20 protein-coding genes are annotated in these 22,723 nt (G+C 37.0%); 7 read left to right on the top strand and 13 right to left on the bottom strand.

Features of this window, described 5'->3' with window-relative positions:
• Positions 1 to 4: 4 nt before the first annotated feature.
• Positions 5 to 1,639: an adenosine/AMP deaminase gene (locus tag M899_RS04575; RefSeq protein WP_021270271.1), complete on the top strand. Its 1,635-nt coding sequence runs from the start codon at positions 5 to 7 to the stop codon at positions 1,637 to 1,639.
• Here the strand turns inward: M899_RS04575 and M899_RS04570 are convergent.
• Positions 1,629 to 2,651 carry a glycosyltransferase family 9 protein gene (locus M899_RS04570; RefSeq protein WP_034727916.1) on the bottom strand — a complete coding sequence of 341 codons (1,023 nt, stop codon included), beginning with the start codon at positions 2,649 to 2,651 and terminating at the stop codon, positions 1,629 to 1,631. The genes M899_RS04575 and M899_RS04570 overlap by 11 nt on opposite strands.
• A 108-nt stretch (positions 2,652 to 2,759) precedes the next feature.
• Between M899_RS04570 and M899_RS04565 the strand changes: the two genes are divergently transcribed.
• Positions 2,760 to 3,836: a type IV pilus twitching motility protein PilT gene (locus M899_RS04565; protein ID WP_021270277.1), complete on the top strand. Its 1,077-nt coding sequence runs from the start codon at positions 2,760 to 2,762 to the stop codon at positions 3,834 to 3,836.
• Here M899_RS04565 and M899_RS04560 read toward each other — a convergent pair.
• From M899_RS04560 to M899_RS04535, 6 genes are all read right to left on the bottom strand, one after another.
• On the bottom strand, positions 3,822 to 4,523 hold the full coding sequence (locus M899_RS04560) for an RDD family protein (RefSeq protein WP_021270229.1): 702 nt from the start codon (positions 4,521 to 4,523) through the stop codon (positions 3,822 to 3,824). The two genes, M899_RS04565 and M899_RS04560, sit on opposite strands and share 15 nt — an antisense overlap.
• 6 nt (positions 4,524 to 4,529) lie before the next feature.
• Positions 4,530 to 4,778, bottom strand: a complete 249-nt coding sequence (locus M899_RS04555; RefSeq protein WP_021270234.1) for a hypothetical protein — start codon at positions 4,776 to 4,778, stop codon at positions 4,530 to 4,532.
• Between the two features lie 6 nt (positions 4,779 to 4,784).
• Positions 4,785 to 7,007, bottom strand: coding sequence for a carboxy terminal-processing peptidase (locus M899_RS04550; RefSeq protein WP_021270288.1), 2,223 nt, complete (start codon positions 7,005 to 7,007; stop codon positions 4,785 to 4,787).
• 118 nt (positions 7,008 to 7,125) lie between these two features.
• Positions 7,126 to 8,316 (bottom strand): tRNA uracil 4-sulfurtransferase ThiI, encoded by a 1,191-nt coding sequence (thiI, locus tag M899_RS04545; protein ID WP_021270225.1) that lies wholly within the window; start codon positions 8,314 to 8,316, stop codon positions 7,126 to 7,128.
• Between the two features lie 12 nt (positions 8,317 to 8,328).
• On the bottom strand, positions 8,329 to 9,468 hold the full coding sequence (locus M899_RS04540; protein WP_021270280.1) for a cysteine desulfurase family protein: 1,140 nt from the start codon (positions 9,466 to 9,468) through the stop codon (positions 8,329 to 8,331).
• Between the two features lie 83 nt (positions 9,469 to 9,551).
• Positions 9,552 to 10,964 (bottom strand): sensor histidine kinase, encoded by a 1,413-nt coding sequence (locus M899_RS04535; protein WP_155897086.1) that lies wholly within the window; start codon positions 10,962 to 10,964, stop codon positions 9,552 to 9,554.
• 212 nt (positions 10,965 to 11,176) lie between these two features.
• Between M899_RS04535 and M899_RS04530 the strand changes: the two genes are divergently transcribed.
• Positions 11,177 to 11,566 carry a hypothetical protein gene (locus M899_RS04530; RefSeq protein ID WP_021270219.1) on the top strand — a complete coding sequence of 130 codons (390 nt, stop codon included), beginning with the start codon at positions 11,177 to 11,179 and terminating at the stop codon, positions 11,564 to 11,566.
• Positions 11,567 to 11,609: 43 nt separating this feature from the next.
• Entirely contained in the window at positions 11,610 to 11,885 is a 276-nt protein-coding gene (locus M899_RS04525; protein ID WP_021270286.1) for a barstar family protein, read from the top strand.
• Here the strand turns inward: M899_RS04525 and M899_RS04520 are convergent.
• Positions 11,878 to 13,281 carry an aminotransferase-like domain-containing protein gene (locus M899_RS04520; protein WP_196801725.1) on the bottom strand — a complete coding sequence of 468 codons (1,404 nt, stop codon included), beginning with the start codon at positions 13,279 to 13,281 and terminating at the stop codon, positions 11,878 to 11,880. The two genes, M899_RS04525 and M899_RS04520, sit on opposite strands and share 8 nt — an antisense overlap.
• Before the next feature lie 106 nt (positions 13,282 to 13,387).
• On the opposite strand from M899_RS04520, the gene M899_RS04515 reads away from it, so the two are divergent.
• Positions 13,388 to 14,365: a YceI family protein gene (locus M899_RS04515; protein ID WP_021270256.1), complete on the top strand. Its 978-nt coding sequence runs from the start codon at positions 13,388 to 13,390 to the stop codon at positions 14,363 to 14,365.
• 39 nt (positions 14,366 to 14,404) lie between these two features.
• Here M899_RS04515 and acnA read toward each other — a convergent pair whose 3' ends face one another.
• From acnA to M899_RS04500, 3 genes are all read right to left on the bottom strand, one after another.
• Complete coding sequence (gene acnA, locus M899_RS04510) at positions 14,405 to 17,071, bottom strand: aconitate hydratase AcnA (protein WP_021270283.1); 2,667 nt, start codon at positions 17,069 to 17,071, stop codon at positions 14,405 to 14,407.
• 150 nt (positions 17,072 to 17,221) lie between these two features.
• Positions 17,222 to 17,896: a response regulator transcription factor gene (locus M899_RS04505; protein ID WP_021270208.1), complete on the bottom strand. Its 675-nt coding sequence runs from the start codon at positions 17,894 to 17,896 to the stop codon at positions 17,222 to 17,224.
• A gap of 17 nt (positions 17,897 to 17,913) precedes the next feature.
• Positions 17,914 to 18,573 carry a hypothetical protein gene (locus M899_RS04500; RefSeq protein ID WP_021270205.1) on the bottom strand — a complete coding sequence of 220 codons (660 nt, stop codon included), beginning with the start codon at positions 18,571 to 18,573 and terminating at the stop codon, positions 17,914 to 17,916.
• 83 nt (positions 18,574 to 18,656) lie between these two features.
• Between M899_RS04500 and M899_RS04495 the strand changes: the two genes are divergently transcribed.
• Complete coding sequence (locus tag M899_RS04495; protein WP_021270246.1) at positions 18,657 to 19,028, top strand: YbaN family protein; 372 nt, start codon at positions 18,657 to 18,659, stop codon at positions 19,026 to 19,028.
• Here M899_RS04495 and M899_RS04490 read toward each other — a convergent pair.
• Both M899_RS04490 and M899_RS04485 read right to left on the bottom strand, forming a co-directional pair.
• Positions 19,018 to 19,683: a Type 1 glutamine amidotransferase-like domain-containing protein gene (locus M899_RS04490; protein ID WP_021270198.1), complete on the bottom strand. Its 666-nt coding sequence runs from the start codon at positions 19,681 to 19,683 to the stop codon at positions 19,018 to 19,020. The genes M899_RS04495 and M899_RS04490 overlap by 11 nt on opposite strands.
• Positions 19,684 to 19,692: 9 nt before the next feature.
• Complete coding sequence (locus M899_RS04485; RefSeq protein ID WP_021270174.1) at positions 19,693 to 21,528, bottom strand: hypothetical protein; 1,836 nt, start codon at positions 21,526 to 21,528, stop codon at positions 19,693 to 19,695.
• Positions 21,529 to 21,691: 163 nt separating this feature from the next.
• Here M899_RS04485 and M899_RS04480 point away from each other — a divergent pair, with 163 nt between their 5' ends.
• Positions 21,692 to 22,717: a serine/threonine protein kinase gene (locus M899_RS04480; protein WP_021270197.1), complete on the top strand. Its 1,026-nt coding sequence runs from the start codon at positions 21,692 to 21,694 to the stop codon at positions 22,715 to 22,717.
• Positions 22,718 to 22,723: the final 6 nt, after the last annotated feature.

Below are 22,723 nucleotides of genomic sequence, written 5' to 3'. Positions count from 1 at the left end.
AACTATGCCAAAACGCGATCAAATTGTAGAACAACTCTACGAAGAATTAGTAAAAGTTATTAGTGAAACGAATGGGATTTCACTTTGGGATACACTTGAGCTTCTTCAGCATGCGCCAAGTATCATGAACAATCCGGCCATGGCAAAACCAATTTCAGAATTTCATAGACTTCTTGTTGGATTCCATAGCGATGAAGTTGAAATGGATACTTTACTAGGCCACCCTCTTTCTCAATCTCTCTTTAGTTTTTTTAAGGCCTTTCCTCTTCCTTATCATGAAGAGCATATTCATCTAACTGGTTCTTTAAGTGCGGAGTTTATCTATCCACGCTTAAAAGTTCTCTTAGAAGGAAAGAATAAGGCAATCTATGAAAAAAAGATTAAAGAAGTTTATGGAGAAGATAGTATTCCAATTAATTCAGTTGAAGATGTTGATAATCTAATTCGCCTTAAAGAAGGTGAACAATTTAAGCAATATCTAAAAATTCTCTATCTTCCAAAATTAATTTTAAATTCTAAAGAGGCCCACTACGAAGCGGCCTATCACATGGCCCGTGATCTTTACGAAAAATATAATGTTGGACGCATTCGTCTTAAGTTTACACTATCTCGTTCAACAGGAATTGAAAGTGAACAAATTCCAGGTCTAGACGAGATTACAGAACAAGATGTCGTGTACGGTCTTTACGATGGATTCATGGCCTTTAAAAAAGAAAATCCATTCTTCGATTTTATTCTTTCACCTAGCTTTAGAAAAGAACTCGATTTCTATGATAAAGAAAATTTTAAGTCGAAAAAAGAGCATTTTATTGCACAGGTCGATAGTATTCTAGACATCATCGCCAATAGACCAGAACTTAAAAAATACTTATGTGAAGTTGATACTGTTGGTGATGAGAAAGAGCTCTATAGAAAAGTACATTTCGATGAACTTAGAAGTGGGCTAAGAAAACTTCAGTACAATGGATTTAGCATCCGTTCTCACCATGGTGAGACGTGGAAAACTTTAAGAAAGGGTGTCCAGTCAGTGGATAACTCTATGAACATCTGGCATATCGATACTCTTGAGCACGGATTAAGTCTTGGGATTAACCCTAACTTCTACTTTCACCGTCTCTTCCAAAGAGTTATGGATAATAATAAAAACTCTAAACCCATAACTCCGGGTTCTTCTGAGGAATCAGAAATCTTAGATATGGAATGGTATGACCAAAGCGTTAAAGAAAAACTTCTAAAAGGTATTCCTATTAATGCTGAGGAAGAAATTCAGTTTATAAAAACAAAATTCCATGCTGCAAGAGAAATTGAGCATTACCAACACGATGTTCTTAACAGAATGATTCATAAGCAAGTTTCACTTGTTGCTCTACCGACATCAAATTTAAAACTCACTGGATCATTCCCAGATTATAAAGATCACCCATTTTCATGGTGGGAGAAAAAAGGTGTTCATCTAGGAGTTGGTACAGACAACTACATCACCCTATCGACGAATTATATCCAAGAGCTATTGATTCTCTTATTCTCTGATCCTTATAATTTAAAAATCACAAAACTTCTGATGGTTTCGACCAAAGAAAGTAGAAGACCCTATATCAGTCATCTGCTTTGGGAAATGAGAAAAAAACTTAATTCTTAAAAAATGAAGTCACTAATTGGGCCACTCTCTGTGGCCCAATATCAACCATGCATTTTTGATAAACATCCATAGAACACTTGCCTCTTCCATCTTTTGTACAAGGTCTGCAAGGAAGATTGACATCAACAATTTGAATCAAAGGACTAGTTGGAAATCCAAAAGCTGTTGGCCCAAGTAGAGCGAGTCCTTTTTTACCTAGAATATCGGCCACGTGAATGAGTCCCGTATCAGCACTCACAAGTCCACTAGAGAGTTTTACTAGATAAGAGCTTTCCATAAGAGATAATTTACCTGCAAGATTAAAAGTCCTGTTTGGCGCAATGGCCGCAAGATCTTCACAAAAATGATCCTGAGGTCCACCCAAGATTACAAGCTTATGATTGGGAAGTAATTTTATTAGTTCGGCCCAATGATCAAGAGGCCATCTTTTCATTTCCCATGCGGCTGATGGTGCAAGAGCAACAAACTCATTGGCCATAAGACCCTTCTCATTCAAGATTTGGTGTACCTTACTTTTTTCACTTTCCGCAAAATTCCAATCATGACATAAAGACGATTCATCAAAATCTACTGCCCATTTCTTTAATGGGGTAAGAAATGAAATCATTCCGCGATAGGGTTTAGGAAAATAATTTTTACGAAACTTAAAAAGCATAATACGCTTGAAGCGCTCTTTACTTCTTTTTAAAAAATGAGGTGATGAAAAACGACATCTTAAAATGAGTGAAACTATTAGAGATCTAATATTTACATGAGCGTCATATACATGAGTAAAGCGCTCTTTTCTAAGCTCGAGGGCAAGTCTAATAAGTCCACTAAGCCCAACTTTTCGATCAAACGACCAAAGCTTATCAACACTAGGATTATGGGCCAAAAGTCCGGCCATATCTGAACGAGTTAGCCAGTGCACCTTCCCTTCAGGGAATTTTCGATGCAAGGGGGCCAATGTTCCCATTGCTTGAACAATATCTCCAAAACTAGAGAATCGAATAATTAAAATCTTTTCGGCCATGCTCAGATTATACATGACAAAATTTGAAACGTACATTTTCAAAACGTTAGTCATTTGATGCTTTGAATCCACTGGGTTTGTATGTAAAATATTTCTAAGGGGAAGGTCATGCCATTTAAGAAAGAACATTTAGCCAGTCTAATTCAGGTCGCTATTGATAATAAGGCCAGTGATATTCATATACGTGAAGGAGAAGCTCCTGCGCTTCGAATCAAGGGAGAACTTTATCCCGTAAAATCGAACCGACAGTTCACTTACAAAGATATAGAAGATATTAGCCGCATCGTAGGTGCGTTGAAAAAAATCGACGACAATCTCACCTCAATAAATGAAGTTGACGGGGCCTATGAAATAGAAAATGTTAGCCGTTTGCGCTATAACGTCTTTCGTTTTGCCGATCGCTACGGGATTATCTTTAGAATTATCAATATGAATATCCCGACCATCGCTGAGCTCAATCTTAGCTCTACCCTTTATCAAATTTGTGAAAATAAACGAGGTCTGATCTTAGTCACGGGTGCAACAGGGTCTGGTAAAACCACAACCTTGGCCGCTATGATTAATCATATCAATGAAAATAAACAGGCCCATATTGTGACGATTGAAGATCCTATCGAGTTTCTTCACCCTCAGAAAAAATGTCGTATTTCACAAAGAGAAATAGGAAAAGATACTCCCGATTTTATGAGCGCCCTTCGCTCGGCCTTGAGACAAGATCCGGATATCATTTTAATTGGTGAGCTTCGTGATGCGGAAACAATTTCTACGGCCCTTAAGGCCAGTGAAACTGGTCACCTTGTTATTGGAACTGTTCACACTAAAAATGTAATCTCAACAGTGGGCCGTCTTATTTCAATGTTTCCCCAAGAAGAACAAGAAGAAGCAAGAAAAAGAATTTCAGAATCACTACAGGCCGTTATTTGCCAAAGAATTTTGAAATCAAATTCTAAGCAAGGAGTAGTCGTCGCCCAAGAAATCTGTATTACAAGCCCAGGGGTTCGTGAATGTATTCTTGGAGAAGAGCCTCTAGCGAGATTGAACAATATCATGGCCAAAAGCCATGGATGCCAGACATTTGATGGTCATATTATGAAACTATATCAAGATGGACTTATCTCAAAAGAAGTGGCCCTTGAAACAGTTAGCTCACAATCTGACTTCCTACAAAAACTAATAGTAGAATAACGAAGTTCCGCTTAAATAATCATGAAGCATTCTTCTTTTACCACCAATAAAGTAAAAGAGAATGCCAATGATACTGAGAACAGAAATGGGTTTTACAAAAACCTCACGCCAAATGATTTGATAAAAGTGTACAGGCGCTTCATCGCGAGACATAACAACAATTCTGCAAAGTTTCTTACCAATGCTCTTTCCAGTGAATGTCGTAAAAAGAATGACAAAAATAAAATAGGCCACTAAGAAAAATGATAGGCCAATAATATACTGATCCCCATAACTGCGAATATCTTGTGGGATAATATGAATGAGAAATCTAGGCATTTTAAAGAGCATCTTATCGTAAATAAATAACGCTCCAACAACAACTAAGCAAAAGCAAATATCAATGATAAAGGCCTTCGCCCTTGTCACAATATCTGGCCCCAAGGCATGATCATGAACAGATTCATTGGCCGCAATTTCTTCGGCCTTCAACCTTCTTGCATCCTCGGCGCGACTGATTTTTTCACTCACACGAGAATAATCAAGATCAATTTTATCACTTTTTTTTACTAAAGACTTTTTAAGGTCTTTGGGTGTCTGTGCCTTTTTAGCGATTTTTTTGACGACTTCCTTGTCATTTTGATCAGAAGTATCGGCCTTATCTACATCAACCTTGAAATCCCAATCATCGCGTCCACTTCCACCCATTACAACCTACTTTAAAGATTTGATTCTTTGAACAACAGCTTCAACATCTTGACGGGCCTTATCACATTTGACCTTCCATTCTTCGTTATCAAGATTGCTGTTCATATCCAGGATCAGTTGCCCGTGAACTTTTGTTTTATCGTTAAATTCCTTTAACAATTCCACGGCCAACTTCTCATCGTCTAACTCCTCAAGAATTAGCATAATTTCATTGAGGTCATTATTTTCAACATACGTTTCAATTTTCTTTGTCATTTACTTCTACTTTTCAACAAGCCCACTTGCGACTCTAAATTCTTTAACGGATTGGCCTGAGAGAATATCAGAAACGATATCCATTGTCTCTCTTAGCTGAACATCTTTTCTAAGAGTTTTTACCCAATCATTTTTTCTTTGTTCAAAGTCGTCTTTCCAATGCTTTTCATCACCTGGTTTAATCTTCTCATGGGAACGAAGAGATGCTTCAAAGTTTGAAACTTGAATTTCATTGAATTCAGGATTTACTTTTAATTCTTCGATGATTTTTTCATTTTTCTCTTCTTCTTTTCTGAACTTATCAAGATTTAGAGTAAATGCCGTATCATTTTTACGTTTCGCAAGATAATCGATATTTTCTTGAATTTTCTTAAACCACTTATCTTTAGACACACGATCTTTTGATTTTTTCGTTACTTCTGGAACATTGTAAGAAAACTTATTCCAAGTTGTGTAATCTAGGGCCTGAACTTTATCCCATGGCAAAGAGTATTCTAAATCTTGTTCTCTGTTTTCTGCATAAGATAATGGATCTGGAAGAATCACATCTGGAGTCACACCTTTATACTGAGTTGAATCTCCATTTACTCTGTAGAACTTCTGAATAGTAATTTTCATGGCCCCCATCATAGGAGCAAAGCGAGACAGGAATGGCCCTTGATTTAAATTATAAACCGCTTGAACTGTTCCTTTTCCGTGAGAGAACTCTCCCCCAACAATTAGTGCACGTTTATAGTCTTGCATAGCTCCCGCTAAAATTTCAGATGCTGAAGCACTAAAACGGTTGATCATAACAACAAGTGGACCATCGTACTCGATCCCAGGATTTGTATCGGCCTTAATTTCGTTTTCACCACGGCTATCACGAACTTGAACAATAGGTCCTTCTTTGATGAAAAGACCTGACATTTCACGTGCATCTTCAAGTGCACCACCACCATTATTTCTTAAGTCTAAAATAACAGCGTCAACTTTTTGGGCCTTTAAACGGCGTAGTTCTTGTCTAACATCTTCTGTACAATTAATTTTTTGATTTTCAAAATCTCTATAAAATTTTGGTAAATAGATGTATCCAACTTTTTGCTTAGAACCTTTAATTTGTAGTACCGAAGACTTTGCGTAAGATTCACCGACTTGAACGACATCACGTACAATTGGAATCACTTTTCTTGTCCCATCGGCCTTTTTAACAGTTAATCTAACTTCTGTGTCTTTCTTTCCTCTAATATAGCGAACAGCATCTTCTACTCTCATTCCAACAAGATCAACTGGTTCACTATCACCTTCAGAAACACTAACAATCACGTCTTCGACTTCAAGACCTTTTTGTCTCCACGCTGCTCCACCAGGAACAATCGTAACGACTTTAATATAGCCCTCATCTTCTTGTAATACAGCACCAATTCCCTCTAACTGACCAGAGATATCAATGTCAAAATCTTCTTTTGCTTTAGGTGGAAGATAAGTTGTGTGCGGATCATAAATAGTAGCTAGAGAGTTATAGTATTTCTCGAAGTAGTCACCTCTGTTTTCTTGTAACTGTCTTTCAAAAAATCTTTTGTACTTTTTATTAACAGACTCATTGGCCTTTTCACGCATTTGAGCATCTGTTAAGATTTTCTCTTCTTTGTTCTTTTTAGCTTTTTTATCTTTTTCAGACTTATCGTCTTTCTTACCTTTGTTTTTTACAAGATCTTCTTGATCTTCTGAAATGGCAATATAACGAGTTAGCACAGAATGCTTAAACGTCTTTCTCCACTGGTCTTTAAGGTCTTTTTCGCTCTTAACAAATTCTTTTTTCTTCGGATCAACTTCGATTGTTTCATCCTTTGAAAAATCAAATCCTTTTTTGAAAAGCTCTTCCCTATAACCATCGGCCTCTTTAATTCTCTTCGATAAAATTTCGATTGTTTTATTTACGAGTTGGTGATCACCTGTCTCCATTTGATCATCCATTTTAAACTGATACTTACGAAGCTCTTTTACATCGTCAGCTGTTAAAAATTGCTTTGCATAGTCGACTCTTTTTAAGAACTCTTCAAAGGCCTTAACTGATACGCTGTCATCTATGTCCATTCTTTTATAGTGGAAGTTCTCTAGAACCTTTTTAATGATTTGACCAACAAATTGCTCTTTCTTCGGGTCTGGTGTCATGTCCGGTTTTTTTTCGTTGGCATAACTTTGAGAAAGAACAGACAGCATTAAAAGAGGTATAAAGGATTTTTTCATTTTTGCTCCGATATGGTTATCCTACCTATTATAATAGGAGTTCATGAGGATTCCATAAAGGGCAAAAATGAGTCATTTCATAATTTTACAAAAAACTGACAGAAACACTTAAATATTTTTACGAGAGAATTTCACCTTTTGGATTGAACTTATAAATCTCTGCTTCATTTAGTGCTTTTTCTAAAATTTCCGTCACATCGTTATTCTCGATGAAATGCTCCCAGTATTTTAAATGTGGGCGAATTACTGGGTGCTTCGGTGCAAAAAGTGCACACGCATCATCATGGGGAATAATTGAAATATCATGAGTTTCAATCTGTCTTGCAAGATCGAGGATCTCAAGTTTGTTATGACCTACTAGAGGTCTCAAAATAAGATGCTTAGAGGCCTTATCGAGAGTGGCCATATTAAATATTGTTTGACTAGATACCTGACCAAGAGCATCTCCTGTACATAGAGCATCAGCGCCAATTTTATCGGCCAGCATACTGGCAATTTCCATCATGTACTTTCTAAATAAAAGAGTTCGATAATCTTCTTTGCAATGTTTTGAAATATGATTTTGTACGTCACCAAATGGGACAACATAAAGTCGACATCCATTTTGATAGCGAGCAAGAACTTTTGAAATTGAAATAATCTTCTCTTTAACTTCCTCACCAACAAATGGGTAGGCATAGAAGAAAATAAACTCTTGGCGACAACCTCTTTTGGCCATCATGTAACTGGCAACAGGAGAATCAAAGCCGCCAGAGAGTAAACTGACAAGATGACCACTTGTACCAACTGGTAAACCACCAGGGCACTGGATTGTTCTTGTTGAAACAAAAATATCTTCATCAAGAACTTTTAGATCCACAATAACTTCAGGCGTTCTAATATCTACTGAAAGATTTTTATATTCTTTCAAAATTTCTCCACCAATATGTTGGCTAAGATCCATAGATCCCATTTTGAAAGATTTATTCACTCTTTTTGATACAACTTTAAATGTTTTTTTCTGGCCTTCTAGTTTATCAAGTTCACGACGAACTGCTGGCATAATTGCTTGAACATCAACTTCAACAGTTAGAGCAGGAGTAAATGAAGTCAAACCAGGTATACAAGAAATACCTTTAATAAGTTCTTCGGTAGCTTCATTTTCTAATCTTAGAACAAGGCGATGCTGCTCATTGCGAAGAGAGTACTCACCCACGTGATGAGATTTCACAACAGACTTCACATGATTTTTAAGGGCCTTAAAATAAAGTGGTCTATTTTTTCCTTTAAGCCATAACTCTGCAACGTTCAAAACCAGTGTCTTATACATTTATGTCCCCTACTACTTAATGAGCATTCTGATATCGTCAATGACTGACGAAAAAATTGAAATAAAATTGTTAAAATCCTCATCTGTCGTCATGTCTCCAAAAGAAACTCTCATAAAAGACTTATGATCCGATACAGCGATACCTAGAGCATCATATGTCGGATTCTGTCCTTTAATTTTTGACGAGCAAGCAGATGAGCTTGAAATATAAACTTCTTTCATCTCGAGATGACGAAGAAGGATATCACTTGAAATGCCTCGAAAGAGCATACCTATTACATAGGGAGATGTATCTACATGAGAAAATGGAAAGGCGATATTTTTATGAACACCTTGCATTTTTTCTCTAAGCCACAAATTCCATTTTTTCGCTTTGGCCAACTTTTCTTCGCGATTATCTAAAGACCAATTTGCTGCAGCTAAAAATCCATTTATTAATGGATATGATACTGTTGAAGAGCGCAGTCCGCCTTCTTGTCCACCACCAATAAGCATTGGCCTAATCTCTACACCTTCACGCAGATAAAGGGCCGCACAACCTTTAGGCCCATATGTTTTGTGAGCTGAAATGGAAAGCGAATCAATCATACTATCTTTAAGTGTAAAAGGAATTTTACCAAAACTTTGAACAGCATCAACATGGATGTGACATTTTGGATTGATGGCCTTTATTTTTTTACTTAAATCAAACACATCAGTAATGACTCCACTCATATTATTCACATGAGTGAAAACGACCAAAGAAGTCGTTCCATCGATCATGGCCAAAAGTTTTTGTTCATCAACAACACCATGACTATTTAAAACAAAATGACCAATATTGTGATTCTCGCCCAGATGCTCAACAACTTTAACAGTGCTAGGATGATCAGCTGGAGAATTTAAAATTGTGGCCTTAGGTCCTAAATTCAAACCTTGTAAGACCATATTATTGGCCTCAGTGGCCGAGGACGTAAAAATAAGTCGACTTCCCTTTTTCGCCCCAAGAAGTCCGAGAAGTTCTTCTCTTTTAGCTTCTAATTTTGCATTTAATTTTTTTGATAAAGTGTAGGCCGCGTGAGGATTGGCAAAATCATTTTGAAAAGATTCGTTTAGGGCCGCTAAAGCATTTTCGCACACCGGCGTCGTTGCGGCATAATCAAAATAAATCATACAATTCTCCGGGAATCAGGACCCTGACTATGCAAAAGCTTGCCCCTCTTTGTCAAACGGATATTGGGAAAAACAAATTACCTTTACGCCTTTTTGAGCCTAAAGAAAAATCGTGTATTTTCACAGTCCGTATCTAAGTGGAGCTGGCTGCCCTGCTGCTCGATAATGGTACGCGAAATACTAAGTCCTAGCCCTGTCCCTTCCCCTTGATTACGAGTAGTGAAGAACGGATCAAAGATTTTATCACGGATCTCAACAGGAATCCCTTTTCCACTGTCCATGACAGCAAACTCAATATCCTGTCCTCTATCTTCAACTTGAATCTTAATCCAGCTATCCGGTCTCTCGACAATCTCCTTAAACGAGTTGTTCAAAAGGTTGATAAGCACTTGGCTGACTTGAATTTCACGACACAAGACCTGCTGAGACATCAATTCATTATTAACTTGAACAGAAAGATTAACGCCATCGTTTCTAAATTTTTCAAAACACAGAGTCGTGGCATCATGCAATATATGATCGACTTTTACCGGCATTAATTCATCGTCATCTGCATTGCGTGCAATTTTCTTAAGTCCTTGAACAACATCAACAACACGTCTTACTGTTGCTTTGATTTTATCGTTCATATTCTCAATTTTAAGCAGATCAGGTTGCTCTAAAGTCAATGAGCGCTTAATGAGATCTGAAGAACTTGAAATAATCATTAATGGATTGTTGATCTCATGAGCGATCCCACCGGCCATCTCACCTAAGCTTGCCAGACGACTTGCATTTTCAGCATAGGCCTTTTGCCTTTGAAGCTCGACATCTTTTTTCTCGATATCTTCTTTCATCTTGGTATTGAATTCTATAATCACGTGATTCATCTTTTCAATAGAACTGTGAAGCATGTCCAACTCATCGTAGGTGCTGCCTTCAAGATCTCTTTTAGGAATGACATATTCTTCCATAGATTTTTCATCATAATTCTTAAAGAACAGTGAAAGCTTAGTTAGATCTTTTAGAATGAAACGATTGATAATCAAGATAATGATAAAAGAGATCATCAATGTTTTAAGGGCCTGAGTAAGAAAGATATAGATGATTTTTGTCTTTAAACGGTCGTAGATATTTTCTTCTGTTAAAACGATTAAAAGTTTTCCAAGATGCTTCTCACCTTCAACTGTTAAATGCGTAAGCTCAAATTCTCTTTTGCTGGTAAATGATTTTTTATAGGTCTTTTCTTGAGAGACAAGTTTGTCACCATTTTCATCAAAGACGGCCACTTCAACAACGTCATTGATTTTCATAATCCCATCAATCTGGGCCTCAACCTGTTCAAGGTTAATATCCCAAAGAGAGCGGCCAAGGCTTGATACCGTACTTTTTCTAATCTGCTCTACGGTGATGTCCATCAAATCTGTTTCGTTTTTATAATCCAGATAGAGTGAGAAGAAAGTAAAGACTGTTGTGAGCATGGAACTTGTGAGCAAAATCCACAAGAGTATTTTCACACTTAAACTTTTAAAAGGTCTGGTAGAAGACGCTTCTTGCACTGGGACACCTTTTTTAAACGGACAGAATCTATTGTAACTGAAAACTTAGATCCTGTTCCACTCTTTTACACTACAATCATATTGTCTATTATTTTGACATTATTTCACCTTATTGTGGCAAAAATAGTGGCATATGGCCTGCAAAGTTTTACATAAAAACGAGGATAAAAATGAAAACATTTATAGCAGTTCTTTTATCTCTATTTTCTCTTAAGATTATGGCCTTTACTGAGGTCTGTAGTTCTTTTGGAGAAGGCCGTGTGGCGAGACTAAAACACTCTATCACTTTAAACCTCGAAAAAGTGGACCTTACCATCGCCCATAATGAAGAGAACTTCGATAAAGGGCAGATCCAAAAATACTTACGACGCATTGATAACGACATCTCGCGTCTGCGCACCCTTGAATCTGAGAAGGTTTGCCCTTCTCTTAAAAAGGCCACACGCTCGGCATTGATTGAGGCCGAGAGCAAACAAAAAGACCTTGAAAACTTTGTCCTCGGGCTTGGGCCAAGGCCTGTTCCAAAACCCATGGCCGATATCGTTTTCCAAGAAGTCTAGTTTCGCAGTTGACCATCACTATGAACCCAAGTAAAAAAGTGCCATGAAACGTGAAGTAGAAATTATGGGCTCTATTTTGTACTCGCTTGATGATTTTCATCGTGAAGTTGAGCAACTTTTGAGCTTCCCCCATTATTATGATAGGTCAATGGACGCCCTGTGGGAGTGTCTGACCCATTATATCGATCCCAATATTCGTATTAATTGGATCAATCATGAAATGAGCCGTAAACAAATGGGCAATGACTTTGAGCGCGTCGTTTCCTTGCTTCAAAGTGCGGCCGCTGATATTTACGAATTCGAATTCGTTCTTAATTAACACTCATCTGATTAATAAGTTCGCAAACCCGTGCGATGGCCCTCTTGACTTCAATAGTCAGTTCTAAACCACAATTAATTCTAATGTGATGTTGATACTTACTCTGTCGCGAAAAAATAAAACCTGGTGATATAGCTATATTCTCGCTCATTAGCTTCTTATAAAGAACAAAACTATCAATATGCTCTCCAAGATCTAGCCAAAGAGAAAACCCTCCCTTTGGCCTTGAGATATGAACTGAACTTGGAAGGTTCTTCTCTAAAATTTTTGAGACTGTACTGATATTTTTGGCGAGAACACTATTAATTTTTCTAAGATGCCTAGAATAACTTTTATTTTTTAAAAATAATTCTACCGCCCTTTCTGTGTGAGCACTCGCAGAATAAGTCGTCGCAAGTTTTAATGGAATAAGTTCATTGATATTTTTTGCTGAACTAAATATCCAACCAACCCTAAGCCCTGGACCTAGAGTTTTAGAAAACGTCCCACAAGAAAGGACGATATCCTTTGAATCATACTTTTTTAAATTGCTTACAAACTCTCCACTATGCCCTAGCTCACCATAAGCATCATCTTCAATTATGGTCACATTATATTTTGCACAAAGTTTCACAAGACCTTTTTTGAAAGCTTCACTAACACTCAGACCAGTCTTTTGTTGAAAATTACATTGGATAATAAAGACCTTTGGACGTTTCGTTTTAAAAAGTATTTCTAGAGTTCTTAAATTCTCTCCTTCAAATTCAGTAACCCTAAGTGAGAGTGTTTCAATACAATTGAGAGTCCCAAAAAAGCAAGGAGCATGAATCACGACTTCATCGCAAGCTTTAGTTTTTAGCATCAACGATAGAAAAAGTGCCTCCGTTGCACCTTGGCAAATGAGAATATTGTCAACATCAGCGCTCATTCCCCTAAGTCTCAATCGTTTGGCAATTTCGCTACGAAGGCCTTCATCACCAGGAGGATAACTATAATGAGAATCAAGTTCATGAAAAGAGTTTTTTCTGCCGCCAACTTCTGAGAAAATACTTTTCAGAGGGAATAATTTTGGAGTTCTCAGTGCTGTCCCAAGACCTACAATCTCACTTTTTCCTTCCATTTCTAAAAGGTGTCGTAAGACATCACGAGGAGCCAATAATGAGGCCTCAACTTTGGCCAATGCTTTTGATTGATTTTTAAAGGCCTTTACAACGACAAATCCCGACCTCGGCCTTGAAGTTATTAGACCCTCTTTTTCAAGTTCAATATAGGCCTTCAGGGCCGTTTCAACAGTACAATGATATTTCTTTGCAAGATCCCTCAATGAAGTGATCTTTTGCCCTATACTGAAGTTACCGCGACGAATCTCTTCGCTAACCTCTTTCGCTATAATTTTATATAGAAGCTCTTTTTTCAAGGCCTTCTCCATCTGTAAGGGTTCCTTTTACACTAAACTGTAACTGTCCCCCATGTGTCATTAGAGGCATTATTAGAAATAATAATCTAAGAATAGGACCCCTTAAATGAGAATTCAATTTCTGTATTTTATCACATTTCTTCTCTGTTCTACGAGCTTTGCTGAAATTTATAGCGTGAATAAAGAACATTCGGCGATTAAGTTTAATGTTGCTTATATGAAAATGCTAACAGTTGAAGGAAAATTTCTAGACTACTCAATCCACTACAAAATGGACGGAAATAAAATTTCTGACATTGAAGGTAGGATTGCAACGGATTCAATTTCTACTGATGATAAAAAAAGAGATCAACACTTGAGAGATTATGATTTCTTTTATTCAAAGAAGTATCCCTATATTGAATTTCACTCACTAAATTCCATTATTGCTCTTGAAGAACAAGAGTTAATATTAGAATTAAAAATTAAAGACAAAGTGAGAAAAGTCCCAGTTAAGATAAATTATTTGGGTGAAAAAAGTGATCCTTGGACAAAGGCCCAGGGTCATTACTTTTCAGGATCATTCAAAATAAAGCGCAGTGACTACGATATTACATGGAATAAGAAATTAGATGGAAATGATCTTCTTATAGGTGAAGAAGTAACAATTAATTTGCAATTTGAGGCCTACAAAGGTGGTAAGCGTCCTGCCTTCTCTCGTTTTTTTAAAGAGAGAAAAAAACCAATTGGAGAAAAAGTCGATCAACATGAGGCCATCGTCCTTGATCTTCCAAAAACTCAACCACTTCCAGTCGTTGTTACAAAAGATGTTCAACAACATGTGATGACTGACTCAATCGATACAACAACAACTGAAATCGTATTAAACGTAGTCGTTGGATTTATCATTTTCAGCTTATGTATTGCCGGAGGAATCTTACTCCAATCAAAAATTTCTAGATTTTTTGAAAAAAGAGGTGCGAGTGACACTTTTTGCTACCTAAGCTCCTCCACTATTGTCATGGTCATTTTAATCATCGTTTCCGTCTATACGGCGCCCTATATGGGACACGGTGAAAATCCACTACTAAAATTCTTTAAATAAAAAAAAGGCCCCATTAACGGGGCCTTTCTTTTTTAAAGATCATTTATTCAGATTTCTAAGAACATATTGAAGAATTCCGCCATTTTTAAAATAGTTCAACTCATCAAGAGTATCTATTCTTGAATTCAACATAACCTTCGTGGTCTTGCCATCCTCATGTGTTATTGTCATTTCCACTTGTTGCTTGGGAGCAAGTTCTCCTACTGGAATGAGATCAATTTTTTCGGTTCCGTTAAGACCTAAAGTCTTTCTTGTCACTCCTTGAGGAAATTGTAGTGGCATCACTCCCATTCCTATAAGATTTGATCTATGGATACGCTCAAACGACTCTACAATTACGGCCTTTACACCTTGAAGATTTGTTCCTTTGGCCGCCCAGTCCCGTGAAGATCCTGTTCCATACTCTTTACCTCCAAAGATAACGAGAGGCGTACCTTCCATTTTATACATCATAGCGACATCGTATATTGAACCTTGTTCACCTGAAGGAATGTGTTTCGAATAACCGCCTTCAACTCCATCAAGCATTTCATTTTTTATACGGATATTGGCAAATGTTCCTCTCATCATAACTTCATGGTTTCCACGACGTGAACCATAAGAGTTAAAATCAATTGGTGTAACACCTCTTTCAATCAACCACTGACCTGCTGGAGAATCTTTTTTGATATTTCCAGCTGGAGAAATATGATCTGTAGTTACTGAGTCACCTAACACTGCAAGGACAGATGCATTTCTAACTTCATACTTATTAATAATTCCATCTTTGATATTTTCAAAAAATGTTGGATGAGCAATATATGTTGAACTACTATCCCATGAATAGAGTTCACCTTCAGGAGCTTTTACAGCTTTCCACTCTTTATCACCGTCAAAAACATTGGCATATCGTTTTTGATACATCTGTGAAGAAATATGTTTTAAAACAACTTCTTCAATTTCTTTATTAGTGGGCCAAATATCCTTTAAAAAAACATCATTACCATTTTTGTCTTTTCCTAATGAATCCTTAGAGACGTTAACATTTAGGTTTCCAGCTATCGCATAAGCAACAACCAATGGAGGTGAGGCCAAGTAGTTCGCTTTCACATCTGGAGAAATACGCCCTTCGAAATTTCTATTTCCTGATAACACAGAGGTCGCAAGAATATTATTTTCATTAATAGATTTAGAAATAGGACTCGGCAATGGACCTGTATTTCCTATACAAGTTGTACAACCGTAACCAACTAGATTAAAACCCATATTATCGAGAAACTCTTGCAATCCTGATTCAACAAGATAATCAGTTACAACTTTTGATCCTGGTGCAAGGGAAGTCTTGACCCATGGCTTACTCTTAAGTCCAAGTTCATAGGCCTTCTTTGCTAGAAGTCCAGCAGCAACTAAGACTGAAGGGTTTGAAGTATTTGTACAAGAAGTAATGGCCGCGACAACAACATTTCCGTGTTTCATCTTATAATTAGCACCTTCCACATCAAATTCTTGATTCATCTCCTCTGCCTTATAGCCAAAGCCAGTGACAAAGGCCTTGCCAAAAGATTCTGCGGCAACGGTAAGTTCAACTTTATCCTGAGGTCTTTTAGGACCAGACAGACATGGGGTAACTGTTGAAAGATCAAGTTCAACAATAGATGTGAAAACAGGATCTGCATCTGTGGCCTTCGCCCAAAGTCCTTGCTCTTTTGCATAGGCCTCAACAAGAGCGACCGTTTCCTCGGAGCGACCAGAAAATCTTAGATAATCAATTGTCTTTTCATCTACTGGAAAAAAACCACAGGTAGCACCATATTCAGGGGCCATATTGGCAAGTGTTGCTCTATCAGCAAGCGATAGAGCACTCATACCTGGTCCATAGAACTCAACAAATTTATCGACAACACCATGTTTACGTAGGGCCTCAACAACATTTAAAACGAGGTCCGTCGCAGTAATTCCTTCATTAAGTTTTCCTGTCATTTTAAAACCGACAACTTCAGGAATTAGCATTGTGACAGGTTGTCCAAGCATTGCGGCCTCTGCCTCAATACCTCCAACACCCCATCCTAAAACAGAGAGACCATTAATCATCGTTGTATGCGAGTCTGTTCCAACACAAGTGTCTGGGTAGGCCACTGTTTCACCCGAATCAGAATTTGTCCAAACAACATCTGCAAGGTATTCAAGATTTACTTGGTGAATAATTCCAGTCCCCGGAGGCACAACACGAAAATTTTTAAAGGCCTTTTGACCCCACTTAAGAAAATTGTATCTCTCAGCATTTCTATCGTATTCAATTGCAACGTTTTGATCGAAGGCCTCTTTAGTCCCAAAATGTTCAACCATCACAGAGTGGTCAATGACAAGATCCACAGGAACAAGTGGATTAATCTTTTGAGGATTTCCCCCTAGTGTCTTCATAGCATCTCTCATGGCCGCAAGGTCCACGACTGCAGGAACTCCAGTAAAATCTTGCATAACAACGCGGGCCGGATGATAAGCAATTTCATGTGATGATTTTTTTGTTTCGGCCCATTTGTCCAGGGCCTCAATATCACCCCATGTTACACTTTGACCATTTTCATTTCTAAGAAGATTCTCTAAAAGAACTTTTAGAGACTTTGGAAGTTTATCTACGTTTTTAAGTCCAAGGGACTTGGCCTCATTAAGTGAATAGTAAGAGTATTTCTTACCACCAACACTAAGATCCTTTTTTACTTTACTCATAATGACGAACTCCTAGATTACATAAATTCTATTAGTCACAATTATTGATTTCGCAATTTGTATAGAAATTATATAGGAAAGGCGGAATTAGTTACACTATTCCGCCATCTTTTTTAGTAAGTTTTCGTCATTATTAGTTGAGCTTCTTAATCAGATTCGATCAGAGAGAAGTGACCACTTTCCACCACCATCTGAGCGAATCATGTAGCCAAGATCGTGAAGTTTACGTCTAAGGTTATATAGGTGAACATCTACTGTTTTAGGGTGTACATTTGTACTTTCCCAAACTTTTTCAAGAATATCATTACGAGAAATACAACGACCTGGTGAGTCCATAAAAAGATGTAATAGCTGTTTTTGCTTACTCGTGAGATTCTTCACTTCTTTTCCATCGAGCATTACCGACTTAGACGCTCCTTCAATTTCAAAGCGCTGTCTTTGGGCACCAGAAAGAACGTTCTCAACTTTAACGACCAATTCATTTTTCTTAAAAGGCTTAGTTAAATAATCTAATGCTCCTTCTTTGAAACAAAATCTAAGAGCATCAATATCATCAATACTTGAAACAATAATAAAGGGAGTATTCAAGACAGAGCTTTCATCTGAGTTCGTAAGGTAATTTAAAAAATTACCATCATCTAACATCAAATCAGCAATAATCATTGAAGGCTTGTTTTCACTACTATCCATAGCATTTGCAAAATCAGCAATACTAGAAAAATATTTGGTTTTATAACGATGATCTAAAGTTTGTTCGTAAACAAACTGGCAATCCTTATCGTCTTCGAGAACCCAAATACTTTTATCCATCAACATTCCATTCATACAGCAATCCCTTTTCTCTAGAAAACAATACTTATCTTAGTATCTGACCCCACGGGGTCAATTGACATTTTTTTGATGAATTGAAGGCCATAGTGACCTCTCATATTTTTTACTTTGTAACTGGGCACTTCATAATATTTCGTAAGATCAGCTGCACCAATAATATTATTCTTTAAAATAAGTTTAATAGTGACTAAACCAGAGTCAAGAACTTTAAGGCCCAGTTGAAATTCCAGTGGATTTTCCTTACTAGACTCAAGACTATCTAAACAGTAACTATATATTGAAAAAAGGATTTCACTAAGCTGCCAGCATGATGGGCACTCACCTAGTGTATCCACAATCTGAACATTAATGTATTCTCTTTTTTTCAAATGGTAAGTTTGCGCTAAACGCATTGCGCGACTTGCGGCCTCTTCGAGAAGGTTGCCACTTTCCATATCGAGCTCAACGGGCAAATAATCGCGATAAAATGCTCCCATCTCACACAACTCACCCATGACTTTTGCAAACTTAGTAAAAAGTGGATCAGATTCTAAATTAGCATTTTGCTCTATGAGCTCATCCACACAAAACTGTAAGACATGGAGCTTACCAGAGACATCATGAGAAAATTTCGAAGCAGCTTCACAGAGCCTATCATTATGCTCTTTGAGTTCTTTTTTTACATTGCCCATACACATACTCGATTTTGTATTGAATACTAATAATACAATAGTTTAAGATACAGTTGTAAAATAATTAAGGGAATTCATTAGAAATGCTCAACTCAAGTCGCAATATTTTATTTTTAATTTTAGGTTGGATTTGTATTGCACTTGCAGTTGTTGGAATTTTCTTACCTCTGCTACCGACAACTCCATTTCTTATTTTAGCGGCCTTTCTCTTCTCCAAAGGTAGTAAGAGACTGCATGAATGGCTTTTGAATCAAAAAACATTTGGTCCCATTATTCGCAATTGGGAAGAAAATGGAGCAATAGCACCACGTGCCAAAGTCATTTCAACCCTGATGATTATCAGTCTTTTTAGCTACACCTTAATTTTTGTTGAAGTTCAATTGTGGATCAAAATACTAGTGTTATTTACAGGAATTTCTGTCCTTACATTTATTCTTACTCGACCTAATTATTAATCATTGTCTTCTTTCCCTGAAAAAAACAATACGTCTTTCCAGAAAAGGTCACATTTTCATGATCGACAATAATCCCACTTCCGTCAGGGCAAGCATAAAGAGGAATGCCCCTTTGCTTTGAGTATTTTAAAAGTTCTTTGTCATAGCGTTTTGAGTTTTTATAATGAGGAAAAAATTCAAAATGGACAAGATTCATTGCTTTAAAACTTCTGACGTTATCGTCGTTCTCATCACAATCAAACTCAGGAAAGCTTGCTGTATCGATACGAGGACTCATTATAATCGCCCCCGCACTAAGTCCAGTTAAGATTCCGCCCTCTTTTACAAAAGATTTTAATCGAGAAAGCATTCCCGTTTTTTTTAAGTGCTTGATAAAGTAAAAAGTATTTCCCCCCCCAAGATGAATAACATCGCTTTTTAGAACTTCATTTAGAAGAATGTCATCGTAAGGAATATCAATTGGGAAGTGTAAAAAGCGCCTTACACCAAAGCGCTGATATTGCTCAATAAATTCTTTGAAATACAACTCAGATTCATATGAACATGAGGGAATAAATGTGATTAAAGGATCTTCCTTTCCCACAAGTTTCAACAATTGCTGATCAAGAAGAGTATTCTCTTCTTCATGACCACCGCTATAGAAGACAAGCTTCACTCTCTCTCCCTATATTCCTTCTCTATATTCACGAACAATCTTTAACATTCCTCTCATTAAAGAAGATTGATTTCTTATATCATGAGGAGTGCGTTTATCATCAGGATTAAAATCCTGATAGTCTGAAAAATCATGAATCAATGTATGTAAGTCCTCGGGAGTCAATCGAGGTTTCTGATTCATCACTTTAGCAACGATTGTCGTTATTGAGTCACCTGTTACTCTGTCATATTTATTGATAATCGAAGATCTCATTGTAATCTTCAATAATAAGTCGGCAAATTGAATACCAAATTGAATACTCACCTTATCAAGAATTTCTGAATAATATTTCTGAAAGTGAGCAACCATTTTTTCACGATAAGGACTTAATGCAACATCTGCATCAGTTGCATAATTTGATCGCCCGATTTGAACAAATTCTTGGGCCGAAACAGCTTCTTTTCTAGAGAGATAAATTTGAGGCAATTCTCTTAATAAATCTCTCATGCAAAAGATTGCTGACCAATTGATACCATCTGCAACTTTTTGTAGGCCTTCAAGAGATTTTGCTCTTTCAAAGTATGAGTAAGGCTTCATAAATTTATCGACAAGTTTACGATTCTTACTCATCATAAATTCTACATGATCTTTTTCTAGTCCAATTTTAACAAGTAGATTCTCTTCTTTTCTTGTTTTGAATATTTGATCAAACTTCTTTTGATTGCGACTTCCTTTAAATACTGAAGAGCTTCTCTTCTTTTTCTTTCTGAGAAAATCAACAATTTGTTCAAAACTTAGAACTATATGCTTTGCTTTTTCTTTTTGTTCTTTGATCGTCGTTGAAAAACGTTGTATATCATCATAACGATACTCATGATGAAAAAGTCCAAACTGACGGATCGAACCATAATCAATGATTCCTCCATCCATTAATATATTATCTCCATCCCAATCAAGCCAACAGAAGATATAATGACTCTCAAAATCGGCAGAAAGTTTTGCAAATATATCAGTTTGTCTTTCAAGAAAATAAGTATAGCGATCACTGTCTTTCTTTGGAACATCTGTCCAAAAACCATTTTCTTCTTGTCGAGAAATAAAATAATCTACGACATTTTTTAATTCGTTATAATTGCCTTGTTTTAAATGATTAAACATATGAGAAGGACGAATTAAATTTTCATGGGCACGAATATTAATAGAGATCCCTCCATTAAATTCAATAATTCCCAAACAACGCTCAGTCCTAAGACCATTCTTATTCATAATCTCGCTAAAAAATAGCGTCGATAGTCCTTCGTCTTTTTCTGAATATCCACACCCATAAGAGATACTTGGATCGCCCGTTTGGAAAAATTTCTTTTTAATATGGGTGGCCGGAGATAAACGAGTTGCACCAGTACCACAACTAGAAATATCCCAAGTTACACCTTTATGTGAAATCTGACCATTCCATATACTTCTGCCATCTCCAGAAGTTTTCCCCTGCTTATTTGGGTGCTGGAGTTGAAGATAACGAGTGGCCATATATTTATGTGGAAGAATATCTTCTTCTTTAAACTGAACATTATTAATTTCGTCGTATTCATTAATGATGACGATACTGAAAGTCTCAAGAATTTGATCTTCTAATTCTTTCGTGACATGTCCATCATGATCTTTTGGAATAAGACCCATCTCTTTTGCGAGATCGAAATTAAAATAGGCAACCTTCCCGCCATGTCTTTTTCTGGCCTTGTACAAAACGCATGAATCAGGACACGCCTTTTGAAAAGGATGCTCTCCATTAATCTTTTTGAAACGAGGATAGCTCGCTTCTTTTTTACTCTTACGAATAGTTGATTGATTTAATGCTTTACCCATACTAACCTCAGTCTCCTATAAGTATATCAATTCCAAACAAATATATTTTTCTCTGACAAAATTTGCCTACAATTGGCCCAAAGCGCTTCCAGACATGACAAGAACTCATTGATTTTTCACTATTTGTAGCGCACTATGAGTCCATAATGACAAAGGGGAAATCATGGCATCAAATATGTGGGGCAATACTGAGACAAAATTTTTCTATGAACTCTCCCCTGATTCGATCTTGGATTGTGTCCAAAAACTTGGGGCCTCACCAAGTGGTCGCTGTCTTCAATTAAACAGTCTTGAAAATCGTGTTTATGAAATTGAACTCGATACAGCTTTTTCACATAACGATATGGAGCTTGAACATCTCGTCGTAAAATTTTATAGACCAGGAAGATGGTCTAAAGAACAAATTGAAGAAGAGCACCAGTTCCTATTTGATCTTGAAGTGAATGATATTCCTGTCATCGCTCCATTGCGCTTTGATGGTACATCTCTACTTTTTGATGAGAAAACAAATCTTTTTTTCTGCGTCTATCCAAGAAAAAGAGGAAGAACTCTTGGCGAACTCTCTAAAGATTCTCTTGCTCAAATAGGAAGAACACTGGCAAGAATTCATCTTATTGGTCAAACAAGAAAGGCGAAGCACCGCCTAAAGCTTGATCTTGCAACTTATGGTCACAGCAATCTTCAAACTCTGCTTTCAACACCACATGTGCCAAAAGAGTTTTTACCATCGCTTGAATCGAGTGCAAATAGTCTGTTAAAAACGATTACTCCTCTTTTTGAGAATGTTCAATTTCAAAGAATTCATGGAGATTGTCACTTAGGAAATCTTATCTGGCGTGAAAACGAAGGTTTTACCTTTGTCGATTTTGATGACATGGTCATGGGTCCATGTGTACAAGATATGTGGCTACTTATCCCTGCTGATGGAGAAGAGGCCAGCGAAAAGCGTTCACATTTCTTAGAAGGCTATGAGATGTTTAAAGAATTCAATTACGGGGAGCTAAGACTCGTTGAGGCCCTCAGATCACTTCGCTATATCCACTACGCTGCATGGATTGCAAAACGTTACGATGATCCGGCCTTCCAATATGCTTTTCCTCATTACAAAGGTCCAGAATATTGGTCTGTGTTTATTCAAGATTTAAGAACTCAGGAATATAAAATTCAAGAAGGGACAATGTACTATTAAGTCATT

The organism is Bacteriovorax sp. BSW11_IV (assembly GCF_000447755.1).
In the GTDB taxonomy this organism is placed as follows: Bacteria; Bdellovibrionota; Bacteriovoracia; order Bacteriovoracales; family Bacteriovoracaceae; genus BSW11-IV.
The sequence above is the reverse complement of the archived record's forward strand: the minus strand, read 5'-3'. Positions and strand labels throughout refer to the sequence as shown.

What these genes read in the sequence shown, in the direction of transcription:
- M899_RS04575 (WP_021270271.1), top strand. Translation starts at nt 5, where the DNA reads ATGCCAAAACGCGATCAAATTGTAGAACAACTCTACGAAGAATTAGTA.
- M899_RS04570 (WP_034727916.1), bottom strand. Translation starts at nt 2,651, where the DNA reads ATGGCCGAAAAGATTTTAATTATTCGATTCTCTAGTTTTGGAGATATT.
- M899_RS04565 (WP_021270277.1), top strand. Translation starts at nt 2,760, where the DNA reads ATGCCATTTAAGAAAGAACATTTAGCCAGTCTAATTCAGGTCGCTATT.
- M899_RS04560 (WP_021270229.1), bottom strand. Translation starts at nt 4,523, where the DNA reads ATGGGTGGAAGTGGACGCGATGATTGGGATTTCAAGGTTGATGTAGAT.
- M899_RS04555 (WP_021270234.1), bottom strand. Translation starts at nt 4,778, where the DNA reads ATGACAAAGAAAATTGAAACGTATGTTGAAAATAATGACCTCAATGAA.
- M899_RS04550 (WP_021270288.1), bottom strand. Translation starts at nt 7,007, where the DNA reads ATGAAAAAATCCTTTATACCTCTTTTAATGCTGTCTGTTCTTTCTCAA.
- thiI (WP_021270225.1), bottom strand. Translation starts at nt 8,316, where the DNA reads ATGTATAAGACACTGGTTTTGAACGTTGCAGAGTTATGGCTTAAAGGA.
- M899_RS04540 (WP_021270280.1), bottom strand. Translation starts at nt 9,468, where the DNA reads ATGATTTATTTTGATTATGCCGCAACGACGCCGGTGTGCGAAAATGCT.
- M899_RS04530 (WP_021270219.1), top strand. Translation starts at nt 11,177, where the DNA reads ATGAAAACATTTATAGCAGTTCTTTTATCTCTATTTTCTCTTAAGATT.
- M899_RS04525 (WP_021270286.1), top strand. Translation starts at nt 11,610, where the DNA reads ATGAAACGTGAAGTAGAAATTATGGGCTCTATTTTGTACTCGCTTGAT.
- M899_RS04515 (WP_021270256.1), top strand. Translation starts at nt 13,388, where the DNA reads ATGAGAATTCAATTTCTGTATTTTATCACATTTCTTCTCTGTTCTACG.
- acnA (WP_021270283.1), bottom strand. Translation starts at nt 17,071, where the DNA reads ATGAGTAAAGTAAAAAAGGATCTTAGTGTTGGTGGTAAGAAATACTCT.
- M899_RS04505 (WP_021270208.1), bottom strand. Translation starts at nt 17,896, where the DNA reads ATGAATGGAATGTTGATGGATAAAAGTATTTGGGTTCTCGAAGACGAT.
- M899_RS04500 (WP_021270205.1), bottom strand. Translation starts at nt 18,573, where the DNA reads ATGGGCAATGTAAAAAAAGAACTCAAAGAGCATAATGATAGGCTCTGT.
- M899_RS04495 (WP_021270246.1), top strand. Translation starts at nt 18,657, where the DNA reads ATGCTCAACTCAAGTCGCAATATTTTATTTTTAATTTTAGGTTGGATT.
- M899_RS04485 (WP_021270174.1), bottom strand. Translation starts at nt 21,528, where the DNA reads ATGGGTAAAGCATTAAATCAATCAACTATTCGTAAGAGTAAAAAAGAA.
- M899_RS04480 (WP_021270197.1), top strand. Translation starts at nt 21,692, where the DNA reads ATGGCATCAAATATGTGGGGCAATACTGAGACAAAATTTTTCTATGAA.